This window comes from Oscillatoria sp. FACHB-1406, from assembly GCF_014698145.1.
GTDB lineage: Bacteria > Cyanobacteriota > Cyanobacteriia > Cyanobacteriales > Spirulinaceae > FACHB-1406.
Genome location: NZ_JACJSM010000019.1, coordinates 1 through 18,992, shown reverse-complemented (window position 1 = coordinate 18,992; position 18,992 = coordinate 1). Strand labels below are relative to the sequence as shown.

Sequence of the window (18,992 nt, the reverse complement as noted above, 5' to 3'; positions counted from 1 at the left end):
GTTTGATTTTTCAATGGCTATTCCGATTGCGATCGATTTATGAAAACTCCAACAGAACAGCGCTTCGATTACGTGAAAATTGGTCTGGCTTCCCCGGAGCGGATCCGCCGCTGGGGAGAGCGCACGCTACCCAACGGTCAAGTCGTGGGCGAAGTCACCAAACCGGAAACGATTAATTACCGCACCCTCAAACCCGAAATGGACGGCTTGTTCTGCGAGCGCATTTTCGGTCCGGCAAAGGATTGGGAATGTCATTGCGGCAAGTATAAACGAGTGCGCCATCGCGGTATCGTTTGCGAGCGCTGCGGCGTGGAAGTGACCGAATCTCGCGTTCGCCGCCATCGCATGGGCTTTATTAAATTAGCCGCCCCCGTTACCCACGTTTGGTATCTCAAAGGGATTCCCAGCTATCTCAGCATTTTGCTCGATATGCCGCTGCGGGATGTCGAGCAGATCGTGTATTTCAATGCTTATGTGGTTCTCGATCCCGGCAATGCCAGCAATCTCAGCTATCGCCAACTGCTAACCGAAGATCAGTGGTTGGAGATCGAAGAACAGCTTTACGCCGAAGAATCGGAATTGGTAGGGATTGAAGTCGGAATCGGTGCCGAGGCGATTCAACGCCTGCTCGAGGAAGTGAACCTCGAGGAAGAAGCCGAGAAACTGCGCGAGGAAATTGCTGGAGCGAAAGGACAGAAACGCGCCAAGCTCATTAAACGCTTGCGGGTGATCGATAACTTTATTGCCACCGGCGCGCGCCCGGAATGGATGGTTCTCGAAGCGATCCCGGTAATTCCGCCGGATTTGCGCCCGATGGTGCAACTCGACGGCGGACGCTTTGCAACCTCCGATTTGAACGATTTATACCGGCGGGTGATCAACCGCAACAACCGCCTTGCAAGATTGCAAGAAATTCTTGCACCGGAAATTATCGTTCGCAACGAAAAGCGGATGCTGCAAGAAGCAGTAGACGCGCTGATCGATAACGGACGGCGCGGACGCACGGTGGTGGGAGCGAATAACCGCCCGCTTAAATCCCTCTCCGATATTATTGAAGGGAAACAGGGTCGTTTCCGACAAAACTTGCTCGGCAAACGGGTCGATTATTCCGGGCGATCGGTGATTGTCGTTGGGCCGAACTTGAATATTTATCAGTGCGGTTTGCCTCGGGAAATGGCGATCGAATTGTTTCAGCCGTTTGTCATTCATCGCTTGATCAAAGGCGGCTTGGTGAACAATATCAAGGCAGCGAAGAAGTTAATTCAGCGATCGGATCCCGTGGTTTGGGATGTCCTCGAAGAAGTCATTGCCGGACACCCCGTGATGTTAAACCGCGCGCCGACGCTCCACCGTTTGGGGATTCAAGCCTTCGAGCCGATTTTAGTAGACGGTCGTGCCATTCAGTTGCACCCCTTGGTCTGTCCCGCGTTTAACGCCGACTTCGACGGCGACCAAATGGCGGTTCACGTTCCCCTCTCCTTAGAAGCGCAAGCCGAAGCGCGGTTGTTGATGTTGGCTTGCCATAACATTTTATCGCCCGCTACCGGCCGCCCGATCGTTACGCCGTCTCAGGATATGGTGTTGGGGTGCTATTACCTCACCGCAGAAAATCCGAAAGCACAGAAAGGGGCGGGACGCTATTTCGGAAGTTTGGACGATGCGCTGCGCGCTTTCGATCGCGACGAACTCGACCTCCACGCTTACGTCTGGGTACGCTACAGCGGCGAACTCGAAGCCCCCGATGGCGAAGAGACGCTCGTGAGTAAGACCGAAAATGAGGACGGAACGGTAACAAAGGAATACGAATTCCGTAAAGTCCGCGAAACAGCCTCCGGGGAAGTCATCGTTCAGTACATTCGCACCACCACCGGACGCATTATCTATAACAAGACCATTCAAGAGGCATTGGCGAGTTAATCCCCGTCCGTCCCGAAGATTCTACATTCACCTTAACAAGGGCAAATGTCAAAAAAACCGATTTTTTTCAACCGCATTGTTGACAAAGGCCAACTCCGACGGCTGATTGCCTGGACTTATACCCACTATGGCAGCGCCGTATCTTCCCAAGTGGCCGACCGCTTGAAGGATTTAGGATTCCGCTACGCCACCAAAGCGGGCGTATCGATTAGCGTGGACGACCTGCAAGTCCCGCCGAAGAAAAAGGAAATGCTCGCCGCCGCCGAAGCGGAAATTCGCACCACAGAAAGGCGGTATCGCACCGGGGATATTACCGAGGTCGAACGCTTCCAGAAGGTCATCGATACCTGGAACAGTACCTCTGAGGCGCTCAAAGATGAGGTAGTCGAAAACTTCCGCGCCACGAACCCGCTCAACAGCGTTTATATGATGGCCTTCAGCGGCGCGCGGGGGAACCTGTCTCAGGTTCGTCAGTTGGTAGGGATGCGGGGGCTAATGGCCGACCCGCAGGGGCAGATTATTGCGCTGCCGATTAAGACCAACTTCCGCGAAGGGCTGACAGTAACGGAATATATTATTTCCTCTTACGGGGCGCGCAAAGGCTTGGTCGATACGGCGCTGCGCACGGCTGACTCGGGATATTTAACCCGGCGTTTGGTCGATGTCAGCCAAGATGTGATCGTGCGGGAAAACGACTGCGGTACGGAACGCAGTATTAAAGTGGAAGCGATGATGGATAACGATCGCGTCCTGATTCCGCTGAGCGATCGCCTCTTGGGGCGCATTCTCGCCCGGGATGTGGTCGATCCCCAAAGCGGCGAAATTATCGCCGTTCGCAACCAGGATATCGACGATACCTTAGCCAAGAAAATCGGCAAGCACGTCGATCGCGTCTGGGTGCGATCGCCGCTGACTTGCGAAGCCGCGCGATCGGTTTGCCAACACTGTTACGGCTGGAGTCTCGCCCACGGCCACATGGTCGATCTCGGCGAAGCCGTTGGTATTATTGCCGCCCAGTCGATCGGCGAACCCGGAACGCAATTAACCATGCGGACTTTCCACACCGGGGGCGTATTCACCGGTGAAGTCGCCCGCAACGTGCGCGCCGAAGCCGCCGGAACGATTAAGTTCGGCCCGAACCTGCGGACTCGCCCGGTGCGAACCCGTCACGGCGACGATCGCGAACAAGTGGAAGTAGCAGGAGATATGCTACTCATGCCCGTAGGCTCGAAAAAAAGCAGCGACGCGATCGCCTACTCGATTACCCCCGGTTCCTTACTCTTCGTCCGCGACGGCGATACCGTTGAAAACGATCAAATGCTCGCTGAAGTTGCCCTGCGGCAGCGACGCGGTTCGACTGAAAAAGCAACCAAAGACGTATCGGCAGATCTGGCCGGAGAAGTCATGTTTGCCGGTTTGATCGGCGAAGAAAAAACCGATCGCCAAGGGAACGTCACCCACATCGCCCAGCGCGGTGGCTTGCTTTGGGTCATGTCCGGCGACGTTTACAACCTCCTGCCGGGAGCCGAACCCGTCGTTAAAAACGGCGATCGCGTCGAAGCTGGAACCGTCCTCGCTCAGACCAAACTGATTACCCTCCACGGCGGAGTCGTGCGACTGCATCCCGGCAGCCGCGAAATCGAAATCATTACCGCCTCCGTCCAACTCGATCGCTCTATCGTCCAGCGCGAACACAACCGCTACGTCATCAATGCCCAAAGCGGTCAGCGTTTCTTGCTCAAAGCCACCCCCGGTACCAAAGTTCTCAACCACCAAGTGATTGCCGAACTGATCGACGATCGCTACCGCACCCAAACCGGCGGTATCGTTAAGTACGCCGGATTGGAAACGAGTAAAGGGCGCGGGCGCAACGAGCCGGGACGCGCTAATAAAGGCTACGAAGTCACCCAAGGGGGTTCGTTGCTCTGGATTCCCGAAGAATGCCACGAGGTAAATAAAGATATTTCCCTGTTGTTGGTAGAAGAAGGGCAGTACGTTGAAGCAGGAACCGAAGTCGTTAAAGATATCTACGCTCAATCGTCTGGGGTGGTAGAAGTCGTTCAGAAAAACGACATCTTACGCGAAATCGCCATCAAACCGGGCGAACTGCACCCGATTGAAGAACCGCCTTTAGTCGAAGCCGACGGGCAACTGCTGCAACCGGGAACGGAAGTCTTACCGGGACTGGTGATGGAAGAACTGCGTTACGGCGAGTACGTCGATACTCCCGAAGGCTTAGCCCTGCTGCTGCGACCGGCGATCGAGTATGTGGTTTCCGAACATCCCGACGTTCCCTCCCAAGAATCGATCGATAATAAGGCGACGGGGCCCTCGATTTCGCTGCGCGCGATTCAACGCCTGTTTTATAAAGACGGCGATCGCGTCAAGTCCGTCGAAGGAGTCGATCTCGTCAGCACCCAACTCGTCCTCGAGATCGAACAAACGCAAGAGCGCAAGGATTTTATCGATTCCAGCAGCTTGAGCGCCGATATCGAACTACTCCCCGTCTCCGAGGCCAACGAAGACGGCGATGGCGAAACTTACCAGTTGCAAATCGTCATCCTCGAATCTTTAGTGATTCGTCGCGATGTCGAAGCCGACACCACCAGCGGCGGGACGAAAACCCGTATCCTCGTTGAAGACGGTCAAGAAATTCCCCCCGGAGCCGTCGTCGCTCGCACGGAGATTAAATGTAAGGAAGCCGGAGAAGTACGCGGGATTCGCGCCGGGGCAGAAGCGATTCGTCGCGTTCTCGTCGCCCGATCCGCCGATCGCGTCTCGCTCGAACTGCCCGCACGTCCGAAGCTGAAAGTTGGCTCTTTAGTTGTCGCCGGAACCGAAATCGTTCCCGGCGTAACCGCTCCCGAATCCGGACAGATCGTTGCGATCGAAACCCCCGATAAAGCGAGCGACGTTCATACCCTTTCCCTACGCCTGGGGCGGCCCTACCGCGTCTCTGCCGGTGCAATCTTGCAAGTTGGCGATGGCGATCTCGTCCAGCGCGGCGATAACCTCGTTCTACTGGTTTTCGAGCGTTCTAAAACTGGGGATATTATCCAAGGGTTGCCTCGGATTGAAGAATTGCTCGAAGCTCGCCGTCCTAAAGAAGCGTGTATTTTGGCGAAGCGTCCCGGAACCGCCCAAGTGGTTTACGGCGAAGATGATATCGTCGATGTCAAGATTATTGAAGCTGGCGGTGTCGTCGCCGACTATCCGCTCAGCCCCGGACAAAACGCGATCGTCGTCGATGGGCAAGAAGTTGGAGTTGCCGAACCCGTAACCGATGGTCCGCCCAACCCCCACGAAATTTTAGAAACCTTCTTTGAGTATTATTGCGAAGAGAAGGGCGTTTACGAAGCGGCTTTAATTGGCTTGCAAAAAGCGCAAAACTTCTTGGTGGATGCCGTGCAAGGGGTGTATCAGTCGCAAGGGATCGATATTGCCGACAAGCATATCGAAGCGATCGTGCGTCAGATGACTTCTAAAGTCCGCATCGATGACGGTGGAGACACGACAATGCTGCCGGGAGAATTAGTCGAACTGCGGCAAGTCGAGCAGGTGAACGAAGCAATGGGGATTACTGGCGGCGCGCCCGCTCGTTACACGCCCGTTCTTTTGGGGATCACCAAAGCATCTTTGAATACCGATAGCTTTATTAGTGCGGCGAGTTTCCAAGAAACCACCCGCGTCCTCACCGAAGCAGCGATTGAGGGTAAATCCGACTGGCTGCGCGGTTTGAAGGAAAACGTGATCATCGGGCGTTTGATTCCGGCTGGTACCGGATTCAACACCCACGAAGAGATGAACGGCGGCAGTTTCGAGGGCGATAGCGGCGACTACAACGCTCGCGGCGACAGCTATGGTAATAGCGATCGCTATGCCAAAGGCGGTTTCGCCGACAATCCCAGTGTCCTGTACGGTAGCGATGAGGATTTTGGTGCGGCAGAGCTAGATTCTCCGAGCGTGCTGCGGGACTACGGAGCGCGCGGCGCTGGCGATGCCCCCGGAATGCGCGGTTCGGCTCGCTCCTTCCAGAACGTCGATGATGACATGGATATGGTGTTAGACGATCGCACCGCCCGAGCCTATCACTCTAACGACTCCTATAGCAATAACAACTTCGGCGACGTATTTAGCGACGACGAAGAATACTTAGACGAGGAGTATAGCGAGGAGGAATAACCTTTTAGCTGGCGGGTTGCTAGAATCAACTAGCGATAGGGGCGAAAGGTTTTCGCCCCTATTCAATAAATTCACCTTCAATCAACGTTGTGATGGCCGTCCGGAAAGACAGTAATCGCATCGGTTTCCGCTTCAGAAAAGTCCGCACCCCGCGCCCGAAATAAATTAGCACCTTGCAATTTGGTTTGATGCAACTTGGCGTTCTCCAAATTGGCATTTTGAAGATTTGCCCTCTGGAGATTAGCATTACTCAGGTCGGCGTAACCCAGATCCGCTGCGTACAGATTAGCACCCGATAAATCTGCTCCCCGTAAGTTCGCATGGCGCAGATTCGTCCGAGAAAGATTGGCTCTCGATAGGTCGGCTTCCCTTAAATTAACCTGTAAAAGTTTAGCATTGGCAAGTTGTACGCCTCGCAACTTAGAGCGCTCCAACTTAGCATCGGTCAAGTTAGCGTAGGGGAGATAAGCACTTTCGAGATTGCTGCGGCTGAGGTTAATACCAGATAGCTTGGCTTCAAATAGTTCCGCTTCTCTAAGATTCACCTCTGTAAAGTCTCGTTGACCGCAATGGTAATCCGTCAGCAATTTATCTTCACTTAACTTCCGCATATCAATTGAATGTGTGGCTCGCCCCCTTACTGGCGACTTGCTGATGTTTTAGCTTAGGTAGCCTCAAGTTCATCGGTGAGGTTTCTAATCCATGATTGCCACACGAAGGCACAGCGACCAATTTTTTCAACTTTTTTTTAAGATTTGTAACAAATTTAGCGTTTCTCGGGCGGGGTATGATTTTCTCAGTGCTGAGAGAAAAAGGGCGTTTACTCCCAAATTTCCGAGGCCCTTTTGGGAACTCTAAAATTAACAACCCGATACAGGCCGAACCCTAAGTGAGTTCGACAGAGGCTAAAATCGCAATTATACTGCAAGCTGAAAGCCCTATTATTTCAGGACAACCCCCTAAATTCAGATTTCGAGCCAACTCACCTTAACGCTAATCCTCCGCCCTAAATCCTCATGACTGCATCGATATCCGAAATTCCCCTACCGAACCTGTCGGGCTATCGCATCATCGAGCAACTTTACGCCGGTTCCAGAACCCTCGTCTACCGCGCCGAACAACTCGCCACCCAACGAAGCGTCATCCTCAAAATTCTGCGAGCCGCTTATCCCAGTTTCCAGGAACTGCTTCAATTCCGCAACCAATACACCCTGACCAAAAATCTTCCCATCCCGGGTATCATCCGTCCCCTTAGTTTAGAAAGCGGGCAAAACGGCTATATCCTAGTCATGGAAGATACCGGAAGCATCTCCCTAGCGCAATACATCCACCAACAGCCCCTCAGCTTATCCTCTCAACTCGACATCGCCCTACAAATCGCTGAGATTGTGCAGCAACTGCACGCCGAACGCATCATTCACAAAGATATCAAACCCGCCAACATCCTCATTAAGCCTGAAACCGGGCAAATTCAACTGATAGACTTCAGCCTCTCATCAAACCTGCCCAAACAAACCCAACAAATCCAGAATCCCAACGTCTTGGAAGGAACCCTGGCTTATATCTCCCCAGAACAAACCGGCCGGATGAATCGAGGTGTAGACTACCGCAGCGACTTCTACAGTTTAGGAGTCACCCTTTACCAACTGCTAAGCGGGCAACTGCCGTTTCAATCCCCAGAAGCCCTAGAACTCGTCCACGCTCACATCGCCCAGTCGCCCGTTGCGCCCCACGAGATTAACCCCAGCATTCCACCGCAATTGTCGCACATCGTCTTGAAACTACTCGCCAAAAATGCTGAAGACCGATATCAGAGCGCCTTGGGGTTAAAATACGACCTCGAACAATGCCAAAAGCAATGGCAAGAAAATCAAAGCATCAATGAGTTTGAGTTAGGAAAGCGAGATGTATGCGAGCGCTTCATCATCCCAGAAAAGCTTTACGGACGGGAAGCTGAAGTCAAGAGATTGTTGGAGGCGTTCGAGCGCGTAGCAGCAGGAGCCTCAGAAGTGATGCTAGTGGCGGGATATTCAGGGATTGGGAAAACCGCAGCAATCAATGAAATCCACAAGCCCATCGTGCGAGAGAAAGGGTATTTTATTAAGGGAAAATTCGACCAATTGAACCGCAACATTCCCTTTTCGGCGTTCGTGCAAGCCTTCCGCGATTTAATCCGGCAATTACTTTCAGAATCCGATGCACAACTGTGGGAGTGGAAAACCAAAATCCTGAACGCAGTCGGAGAAAGTGGGGGAGTTATTGTTGAAGTTATTCCCGAATTAGAACGGATTATTGGAAAACAACCAGAAGTCACAGAATTAACGGGTAGTGCTGCTCAGAATCGATTCAATTTATTCTTCCAAAAATTCGTCAAAGTCTTCACGAGTGTAGAACATCCCCTCGTTATCTTTATCGATGACTTGCAGTGGGCAGATGGGGCATCGTTGAAGCTGCTAGAATTATTGATGAAAGATACAGAATATTTATTGATTTTAGGAGCATATCGAGATAATGAAGTCTCGCCAGTTCATCCCTTAACTTTTACATTAGATGAATTAAATAAAGTCGGAGTTACGATTGACAAGATAACGCTATTACCCTTGGCTTTGTCCCACATTAACCAATTGGTTGCGGCAACATTAAAATGCTCTTGTGAAATTGCAAAGCCTTTAACACAAGTCATTTATCAAAAAACTTTAGGAAACCCGTTTTTTACCACCCAATTATTGAAAGCATTGTATGATGATGACTTTATAAAATTTGATATCAATGCGGGCTATTGGCAGTGCGATCTCGTTCGCGTAAAACTTCATATCTTGACCGATGATATCGTTGAATTCATGTCGATTCAGTTACAAAAACTGCCTGCTGAGACGCAAGATGTCTTAAAATTGGCAGCTTGTATCGGGGCGCAATTCGAGCTTCAAACTTTAGCAATTGTTTGCGAGCAGTCAGAAACCGAAACGGCTAGAGCATTGTGGAGTTCTTTGCAATCTGGATTAATTCTTCCGATTAATGAGACTTACAAATTTTTCTTAACTGAAACAGAAGAGACATTAACAACTCAAAATATAGCAGTTCCTTATCGGTTTTTACACGATCGCGTCCAACAAGCCGCTTACTCCCTGGTTCCGGAAGCCGAGCGGGCGCTCGCTCATTACCAAATCGGGCAACTCCTACTGCAACAAATTTCCCCTGCCGCTAGGGAAGAACGCATTTTTGAGTTAGTCAATCAATTAAACTACGGAACTGCTTTCATTACTCAGCAAAAAGAACGCGATGAATTAGCCCAACTCAATTTGATTGCCTGCCGTAAAGCTCGAAGCACTACGGCTTATAATGCAGGTCGCGAATATGCTAACAAAGGATTGTCCCTGCTGGGAGAAAATGCTTGGGGTCGGCAATATGCAATGAGTTTAGAGTTCCATGAGTTAGCCGCTGAATTAGCAATGCTGTGCGGTGACTTGGAATCGATGGAACAGTTCATTGAGACGGTTATCGCGCGATCGCGTTCTTTAGTCGAACAAATCAATGTCTACTGTATTAAAATTCAAGCGAGCGCCTCTCAAAATAAGCTGGCTGAAGCCGTAACCATCGGTCAAGGACTTTTAGAACAGCTTGGCCTAACTTTTCCCGAATCACCAACACCAGCAGATATTCAACAGGTTATTCAGGAGATAGACGAACTTATCGCAGACCGCGAAATTGCCGATCTAGTTCGCCTGCCCGAGATGAGCGATCGCAAAATCATTGGTATTGTCCAGATCGCTAAAAGCATTATGGCCCCCGCTTTTCTTTCGGGTTCGCCCTTATATCCGCTACTGGTTTGTTTCTCCGTCAAGTTTTTAATTCAGTACGGCAATACCTCAGTTTCGGCGTACATTTATACAAACTATGGCATCATTCTATGCAATTTTTTGAGAGCCGTGGATACCGCAGCACAGTATGGTTCCTTAGCGCTTCAGATCCTTGCAAAACTCGATGCTAAAGCCAGCAAACCAGAAGTATTGTTAATGTTAGCGGTATTTTTGATGCACCGCAAATCTCACCTGAAAGAAACGCTTTCTCTCCTACAAGAAGGTTACGCAACTGCTTTAGAATTTGGCAACTTAGAGTTCGTTGGGCATAACGGACACAGTTTTTGTCAACATTCTTTTGTGAGCGGTCAGCCTCTAGAAACTGTGGAGAAAGAGAGTCGCGCTTACTGCCATGAGATGACGCAACTCAATCAATTGACCACAGCCACTTACGCTCGTATCTGCTGGCAAGCGACATCAAATTTACTGGGTTTAGCACCGGATCCCACCTGTTTGACAGGAGAAATTTTGCAAGAAACAGAATTGCTCCCTTTACTTCAGTCTACTCGTGATGAATCGGGTTTGTATACTTTTAATCTCTACAAAATGATACTTTGCTTTTGGTTTGGGGAACTCGATCGCGCCCAAAACCAAGCCCTAGAAGTCAGACGCTATTTTATGGCAGGTGCGGGGTTAATCCATGAAGCCTCGTTGTATTTTTACGAGTCTTTGATTGCGCTGGGAAAATGCGATCGAGATTCCGATCGCACCTTAGAAATTGTAGAGCGCGCGACCCAAAATCAAATGCCATTACAGCAGTATTGGGCAAACCACGCTCCCATGAATCACCAACATAAATACGATTTAGTGGAAGCGGAGAAATGCCGAGTTTTAGGAAAGCTATATGAGGCTGGAGATTGGTACGATCGCGCCATCAAAGGAGCAAAAGCTAACTGCTACATTCAAGAAGAAGCTTTAGCCAACGAACTCGCCGCCAAATTTTACCTCAATTGGGACAAAGAAAAAGTAGCAGCGGGCTATATGCAAGAAGCCTATTATTGCTACGCCAAATGGGGAGCAAAAGCTAAGGTAGAAGACTTAGTAACTCGCTATCCCCAACTGCTAAGTCAAATTTTGCAAAGAATGCAGATTGGCGAGCAGAACTCGCCCCTCACCACTTCATCTAACACCCTTGTTCCCTTACATCAAACTGTCTCTAGTGGTTCTATTTCTATTTCTAACTTACTCGATATTAATACGATATTGAAAGTCGCTCAATCCCTATATAGCGAAATCCATCTCGAAAAACTACTGGCAACTTTAATGCAAGTGGTCGTGGATAACTCTGGGGCAGATAAAGCGGCTTTATTCCTCGATCGCGATGGGGAGTTACAAGCAGTAATCAAATATGTAGATCGTGCTATCTTATCTTTTTTCCCTAAACCTGTTGATGAGTGCCAACATTTACCAACCAGTGTAATTCACTATGTAGAACGTACTTTAGAAACCGTAACAACTGATTCTAAAAGTTATCCGAGCATGGCGAGCGATCGCTATTTTATCAAACATCAACCTCAAAGTTTATTTTGCACGCCAATTCTGAATCAAGGCAAACTTATTGGTGTATTATATCTCGAAAACGCCATTACAAATGGTGCATTTACGAGCGAGCGAGTTGAGTTATTAAAATTTCTGTGTTCCCAAGCGGCAATTTCCCTAAAGAATGCGACACTCTACCAACAATCCCAAACTTACACCCAACAACTGCACGATAAATCTCAACAGTTGGAAAAAACCCTAGCAGAACTGCAAGGAATGCAAGTGCAACTGATACAGTCCGAAAAAATGTCCGCTTTAGGAAACTTGGTAGCAGGAGTTGCTCACGAAATCAATAATCCTGTCGGTTGTATTATTGGAAATATTAATGTTGCACAAGATTACATGAGTAACTTGTTAGATATCATCGACCTATATCAAAAAACATTTCCTCAACCGGGCTTAGAAATTGAAGAAGAATTAGAAGCAATTGATATTGATTACCTGCGCTCGGACTTTCCGAAGTTGATCGAGGCGATGAAAGACGGTGGAAACCGTATCAAATCGATCAGTAAAAGCCTCCGTACCTTCTCCCGTTCCGACAGCGAAGCCAAGCAACTTTTTAATATTCACGAAGGAATTGATAGTACCTTATTGATTCTCCGCCATCGCTTAAAAGCTAACAGCATTCGTCCGGCAATTGAAATCGTCACGAACTACGGTCAAGTCCCAGAAATTTTTTGTTTTCCGGGACAGCTAAACCAGGTATTCATGAATATTATTGCTAACGCGATCGATGCTTTGGAGGAGTTTAATGCAGGCCGTAGTTTGACAGAAATTCAAACCCATCCCAATCGCATTACTATTGAGACTCGCTTAGAAGGAGAAAGGGCAAACATCACAATCGCTGATAACGGCCCCGGAATAGCGGTAGAATTCAAAAATCGCATCTTCGAGCATCTGTTCACGACAAAAACTGTCGGAAAAGGTACGGGATTAGGACTGGCGATCGCGTGGCAAATTATTGTTGAAAAACACGGCGGAGCGATCGATGTCACATCGGAAGTCGGCAAAGGAACCGAATTTATTCTGAGTTTGCCCGTTCGTTAGCGCAATTCTTCGGGTATAGACCTCTCACAAAATTAGATTATTGTCCGTATCGGAAAAGCGCTTCATAATTGATTTAGGAGATGTCTAATTAAGTATAACGCTCTTAAGATTGCATTCCATGAAGCAAGTACCGATGAACGCCTCGGCGAGTGCCACCGTTGCTCTATCCGGCTATCGTCTATTGGAAACTCTGTATTGTGGCAGTAAAACTGTTGTCTACCGAGGTGTTCGCTTAGTTGACGAGCAGTCTGTCGCAGTCAAACTACTGCAACAAGACTATCCGACCTTCAACGATTTGTTACAGTTCCGCAATCAATATACAATCGCTAAGAACCTAAACATTCCAGGTATCATTCGTCCTTACAGTTTAGAAGCGTACCGCAACGGCTATGCGCTGGTGATGGAAGACTTTGGCGACGTTTCGCTGCGCGAGTATCATCAAACCCATCCCTTAAACCTGACAGACGTACTGGCGATCGCGTTGCAACTGACAGACATCCTCCACAACTTACACGCCAATCGCGTCATCCACAAAGATGTCAAACCGGCCAATATTCTGATTCATCCAGAATCAAAACAAGTCAAGCTGATCGACTTCAGTATTGCTTCCTTGCTGCCCAAGGAAACCCAAGAGATCCAAAATCCAAATATCTTAGAAGGAACCCTAGCCTATCTGTCTCCAGAACAAACCGGACGCATGAATCGCGCTATTGATTACCGCGCTGATTTTTATAGCTTGGGGGTGACGTTGTACCAACTCTCGAGCGGACATCTGCCGTTTGAATCAGAAGATCCGCTGGAACTGGTGCATTGTCATATTGCCAAAATGCCCGTACCTCTCGATCGGGCGAACGCTTCCGTACCGCCTATGGTAGCGGCGCTCGTCGCTAAACTAATGGCAAAAAATGCCGAAGATCGCTATCAAAGTGCCTTGGGACTCAAGCACGATTTACAACAGTGTTTGATGCAGTGGCGAGAAACAGGAGCGATCGCAGATTTTCAATTAGGACAGCGGGACGTATGCGATCGCTTCAACATTCCCGAAAAGCTCTACGGTCGAGAAGCAGAAGTGCAGATCCTGCTTGATGCCTTTGAGCGAGTTTCTAGTCCGGTGGTATGTCCCCTTAGCCGTGAGGAACACAGGGAAGTCGAACTGATGCTAGTCGCGGGCTTTTCCGGGATTGGTAAAACCGCCCTAGTCAACGAAGTCCACAAACCCATCACGCGGCAAAAAGGTTACTTCATCAAAGGCAAATTCGACCAGTTGAATCGCAATATCCCTCTATCTGCATTTGTCCGAGCGTTACGCGATTTAATGGGACAACTGCTTTCAGAGTCCGACACCCAATTAGCCCAATGGAAAGCGCAGATTTTAGAAGCAGTGGGCGAAAACGGTCAAGTGTTGACGGAGGTGATTCCAGAATTAGAACGCATTATCGGTTCGCAGCCCCCTGCACCGGAACTATCGGGAACGGCGGCGCAGAATCGCTTTAACTTACTGTTCCAGAAGTTTATTCAGGTCTTTACCGCCGCCGAACATCCCTTAGTTATTTTTCTCGATGACTTGCAGTGGGCAGATTTGGCTTCGCTTCAGTTGATCGAGCTATTAATGAAGGGTAAAGGCTATCTGTTGATGTTGGGGGCCTATCGGGATAACGAAGTCTCGCCCGCGCATCCATTGATGCTGACCCTAGAGGAACTGAAAAAAGCGGGCGCGCTCATTAATACGATTACCCTCACTCCATTAACCCCAGAACATACCAATCATCTGATTGCCGATACCTTGAATTGCAGCCGAGAACGGGCGCAACCCTTGACCCAACTGGTCGATCGCAAAACTAAAGGTAATCCCTTTTTCACCACGCAATTCCTTAAAGCCTTGTATGAAGATGGATACATTACCTTTGCTCGCGATCCCGCAGGGATCCGCGTAGCGGCGCGGGGCTATTGGCAATGTGACATGACTCAAGTCAATGCCCTCACCCTTCTCGATGATGTGGTTGAATTTATGGCCCAGAAATTGCAGAAGTTGCCAGAGGAAACCCAACAAGTTTTGAAGTTAGCCGCTTGCGTGGGCAATCAGTTCGATCTAGCGACTTTAGCGATCGTTTCCGAGCAATCGCAAATCGCGACTGCGACAGCCCTGTGGAAAGCGTTACAAGAAGGCTTGATTGTACCTACCACTCAGATCTATAAGTTCTTTCAAGCCGAAGAGATAGAGATAGCTGATGTTCGCGATAGTATCAATCCCGTCTATCGATTTTTGCACGATCGCGTCCAGCAAGCCGCCTATTCCCTCATTCCAGATTCTCAAAAACAAGGCATACACCTAAACATTGGGCGACTTTTACTCGCACAAACTCCAGCAACCTCCCTAGACGAACAAATCTTTACCATTATCAGTCAATTCAATCTCGGTCTCGAGGGAATTGATACGGCCCTCGAGCGCGATCGGATTGCTCGCCTTAACTTGAATGCCGCTCGCAAAGCTCGACTCTCAGCGGCTTATGCAGCCTCTGCTCAATACTGTGAAATCGCCTTGCAGCTTGTCGATCGAGTTTGGCAGCAACCGGAATTCGCCCTTGAACTCTACGTTGAAGCAGCAAATTCTGCCTGTTTGGTGGGGGCATTCGAGCAAGTGGATCGATACGTCGCTACCATTCTACAAGAGGTAAAGAATCCGCTCGATCGCATTAAAGCCATCGAAGTTCAAATTCAATCTTTTATCGCTCGCAATCAACTCTCTGAGGCGATTCAAGTCGGTCGCAATACCCTCGAAACCCTCGGTGTCATCTTACCCGAACAGCCCACCTCGGAAATGCTACCGAATGCCCTTAAAGGGATTCGACAACAACTCGAAACCATTGCAGATGTCGCCGAACTTCCACTCATGGAAGAACCGAGCAAATTAGCAGCGATCGCGCTTTTGAGTAACATGGCTTCAGCCGCCTATATTGGCGCTCCAGCCCTTTATCCTTTGATTGTTTTGAAACAAATCGAACTTTCGCTCTCGTTCGGTCTGGCTGCGGAAACATCGTATGCTTTTGCGACTTACGGATTGATCCTTTGTGCTTTTGAGAATGAAATTGTTGCGGGCAATCGTTCGGCGGATATTGCGATCGTCTTAATGGAAAAATTGCAAGCGACGCGCTTCAAAGCCAAAATTTTCAATCTCGTTTATCCCTTTGCACGCATCTGGCAGGGTTCATTACAAAAGACGCTAGAACCCCTGCGTCAAGGCTATCAGGCGGGGCTGGACACTGGAGATTTAGAATTTGCTGCCTACTGTGCTTATAACCATTGTTTGCTGGCGTATGCCGCTGGGAATGACTTAGTGCAATTGCAAACCGAAATGCAATATTATGGCAACGCGATCGCTCAACTCAATCAAACCACTGCGCTCAACTTTCATCAAATCGGACAGCAAGCTGTTCTGAATTGGTTAGGCGAAACGGCACAGCCCAAAGACCTGATTGGTTCGGTCTACAATGAAACCCTGCGATTGCCGCAACATCAAGCAGCAGGAGACACTTACTCCATTGGGAAATACTATATCCAAAAACTGATTTTGACCTACCATTTCGGGTCGCCCCAAGAAGCCCTTGAAATCGCTCGAGCGGCTGAAGGGGCAATTGGGGGCATTATTGGTATTGCATTTTATGCGGTCTTTTACTTCTACCACGCACTGACGCTGCTCGCCAACAGACCCGAACCTACGGCTGACTCCAACAATGCGATTGCCACCGATCTCGATCGCCTGCGTCATTGGGAAACCCATGCCCCCATGAACTTCACGCATCGGTGCTATCTAATTCAGGCAGAACAGCAGCAAATTTTAGGAAATCGTGCAGACGCGATCGACTTATACGATCGCGCCATTGCTGAAGCGAAAGCCAACCGCTACATCCAAGAAGAAGCCCTCGCCAACGAACTGGCTGCTAAATTTTACCTCGCTTGGGGCAAAGAGAAAGTCGCGAGCGGCTATATGCAGGAAGCCTATTATAATTATGCCCGCTGGGGAGCCAAAGCCAAAATTACCCACTTAGAACAACGCTATCCCCAACTCCTGCAACCCATCCTACAAAAAGCAAACCAACCCCTCACCGTTTTAGAAACCTTAGTGAGTCTCTCTGCCCCGACCTACTCCGCCTATTCTACCTCCGGTCAAAGTTCCTCCAGCATCAACCAAACCCTAGATTTTGCGACCCTATTGCAAGTCTCTCAGACCCTCGCCCGGACGATCGAACTGGATGAACTCCTGCAAACCCTAACCCAGACAATGCTGGAAAACTCTGGCGCTGACTACTGTGCCTTAATGTTGGCTCGAGATAACCAATGGCAAGTCCGAGTCATCGCCAATCTCGAGCAAGTCACGCTGCAATCTGCATCCCTCGAGGATAATCCTACCGTTCCCGTCAAAATGATTCAGTACGTGAAAAAAGCGCTGCAATCTGCACCGCTTGAGAATAATCCCAGCGTTCCCTTCAAACTGATTCAGTACGTGAAGAATACCTTGACGACAGTTGCGATCGACGATCTCGACACCGATCTGCCTGTCATTAGCGATTATATGCGCCACCATCAGCCTAAGAGCGTATTGTGTTTGCCTATTCTCAACCAAGGCAATTTACGCGGTATTGTTTACCTAGAAAATCGCTCTACCCGTGGCGTATTTTCCCGCGATCGCCTCCCGATCCTGAATTTCCTGTGTACCCAAGCCGCTATTTCTCTCGAAAACGCCAGACTTTATCAACAAGCCCAAAACTATGTCCAACAATTGGAACAATCCCAATTACAAATTGTCCAAAGCGAAAAAATGGCATCCTTGGGAAATTTAGTCGCCGGAGTCGCCCACGAAATCAACAATCCGATCGGCTTTCTCAATGGCAGTATTAACAATGGCAAAGACTATGTGAAGGATTTACTCGAACATTTAGCCCTATATCATCAACATTACCCCAATGCAGTTTCAGAAATTCAAGACCACGCCGAAGACATCGATCTAGAATTCTCAATGGAGGATCTGCCCAGACTACTCGATGCCATGCTCGGGGCTACCGAGCGCATCAAATCCATCAGTACCAGCCTCCGCACCTTCTCCCGCGCCGATAACCAGTCCAAAGTTAGTGCCAACCTGCACGAAGGAATTGACAGTACCCTGCTGATCTTGAAATATCGACTCAAAGCGAATGATTTGCGTCCGGCAATTCAAGTCGAGCGAAACTATGGTGAATTGCCGCTAGTTCCCTGTTTCCCCGGACAGTTAAATCAGGTCTTTATGAATATTATTGCTAATGCAATCGATGCGTTAGAGGAGTCTAATTTAGGACGAAGCTTTGCCGAAATTAAAACCTGTCAGAATCGCATCAGCATTAAAACAAAAGTAGAAGGAAATGGAGTAAAAATCTCGATCGCCGACAACGGTACGGGTTTACCCGAATATCTTAAATCTCGGATTTTTGACTACCTCTTTACGACCAAAGACGTAGGGAAAGGTACGGGTTTAGGACTTGCGATCGCGCGACAAATTATTGAAGAAAAACATGGCGGGAAACTTGAAGTTCAGTCGCAATTAGGTCAGGGTAGCGAATTTTGCATCTATCTGCCTCTCCAACCTCACTCTATTACTGGATAAGTTCCTGAGTTTCAGCCACCTGAAGTCAATATAATTCGTAGGTGAGGTCAGCTAGCGGGACTTGCTCAGCAAGCCCTATTTAAAACCCATTGCCGATTAAAATAAACGCCGACCAATAGTAGGGATGCGAAAAATTTAGCGAAGCTTTTGAGTACAACATTTTTAACTGCGCTTGTCGTAACGCTTCTGCTTTCGTTATCGGCATTTCCTGCGACAAATTTTGATAGAAATCCTGCATCAATTGCGCCGTACTCGCATCGTTCACTAACCAGAGCGAAGCCAAAACCGCTTTTGCCCCTTGATTGAGAAAATAATAGCTTATACTATTAATTTCTACCCCATCGTTTCCTTCTCCCCCTAGTGCCGTCTCGCAAGCACTTAAGGTCACTAAATGCAAGTCATTTAAAGCGGGCAATTTGGCGATTTCAGGAATGGCTAATTTGTCGCCCGTTCCTAGCAGTAAATACGAATCTTCTGGTCGTCCAGGCTGAAAGTTGCCGTGCGTAGCAATATGAAGAATTTGATGTCCTCTGAGGTTATTGCGTAAAGTGCGAAAATCAAACGCTTCGTTGAGATATTCGCTCCCCGCGTAGACTCCTTTAGAATCATTGTCATCCGTCTTAACAATCCCGTCGAGTTCGTCGGGAACATTCGGAAGAGAGTTAAACCCAGAAACACTTTTAGAAAGACCCATTGCGAGGACGGAAATGTTATTATAGCAATTTTCACGTGAGTGAGGTACAGTCAAAGAGAAGGTTAGAAATGCCATTATGAAAGCCTATTCGACGGAGTTTCGTCAAAAAATCCTGGAGACT

At 48.9% G+C, this 18,992-nt stretch carries 6 protein-coding genes; 4 read left to right on the top strand and 2 right to left on the bottom strand.

Annotation, left to right across the window (positions count from 1 at the left end; translation table 11 throughout):
* Nucleotides 1-39 precede the first annotated feature (39 nt).
* Nucleotides 40-1,917, top strand: coding sequence for a DNA-directed RNA polymerase subunit gamma (locus H6G50_RS17205; RefSeq protein ID WP_190718854.1), 1,878 nt, complete (start codon nucleotides 40-42; stop codon nucleotides 1,915-1,917).
* A gap of 45 nt (nucleotides 1,918-1,962) precedes the next feature.
* The gene (locus H6G50_RS17200; RefSeq protein WP_190718850.1) at nucleotides 1,963-6,099 is read left to right on the top strand and encodes a DNA-directed RNA polymerase subunit beta'; all 4,137 of its coding nucleotides are present in this window, start codon (nucleotides 1,963-1,965) and stop codon (nucleotides 6,097-6,099) included.
* Nucleotides 6,100-6,176: 77 nt separating this feature from the next.
* On the opposite strand, the gene H6G50_RS17195 is transcribed toward H6G50_RS17200, so the two are convergent.
* The gene (locus tag H6G50_RS17195) at nucleotides 6,177-6,710 is read right to left on the bottom strand and encodes a pentapeptide repeat-containing protein (RefSeq protein WP_190718847.1); all 534 of its coding nucleotides are present in this window, start codon (nucleotides 6,708-6,710) and stop codon (nucleotides 6,177-6,179) included.
* 405 nt (nucleotides 6,711-7,115) lie between these two features.
* Between H6G50_RS17195 and H6G50_RS17190 the strand changes: the two genes are divergently transcribed.
* Nucleotides 7,116-12,542, top strand: a complete 5,427-nt coding sequence (locus H6G50_RS17190) for an ATP-binding sensor histidine kinase (RefSeq protein WP_190718844.1) — start codon at nucleotides 7,116-7,118, stop codon at nucleotides 12,540-12,542.
* Nucleotides 12,543-12,660: 118 nt separating this feature from the next.
* The gene (locus tag H6G50_RS17185) at nucleotides 12,661-18,177 is read left to right on the top strand and encodes an ATP-binding sensor histidine kinase (RefSeq protein WP_190718842.1); all 5,517 of its coding nucleotides are present in this window, start codon (nucleotides 12,661-12,663) and stop codon (nucleotides 18,175-18,177) included.
* A 79-nt stretch (nucleotides 18,178-18,256) separates the two neighbouring features.
* Here H6G50_RS17185 and H6G50_RS17180 read toward each other — a convergent pair whose 3' ends face one another.
* Nucleotides 18,257-18,871 carry a CHAT domain-containing protein gene (locus tag H6G50_RS17180; protein WP_190718839.1) on the bottom strand — a complete coding sequence of 205 codons (615 nt, stop codon included), beginning with the start codon at nucleotides 18,869-18,871 and terminating at the stop codon, nucleotides 18,257-18,259.
* Nucleotides 18,872-18,992: the final 121 nt, after the last annotated feature.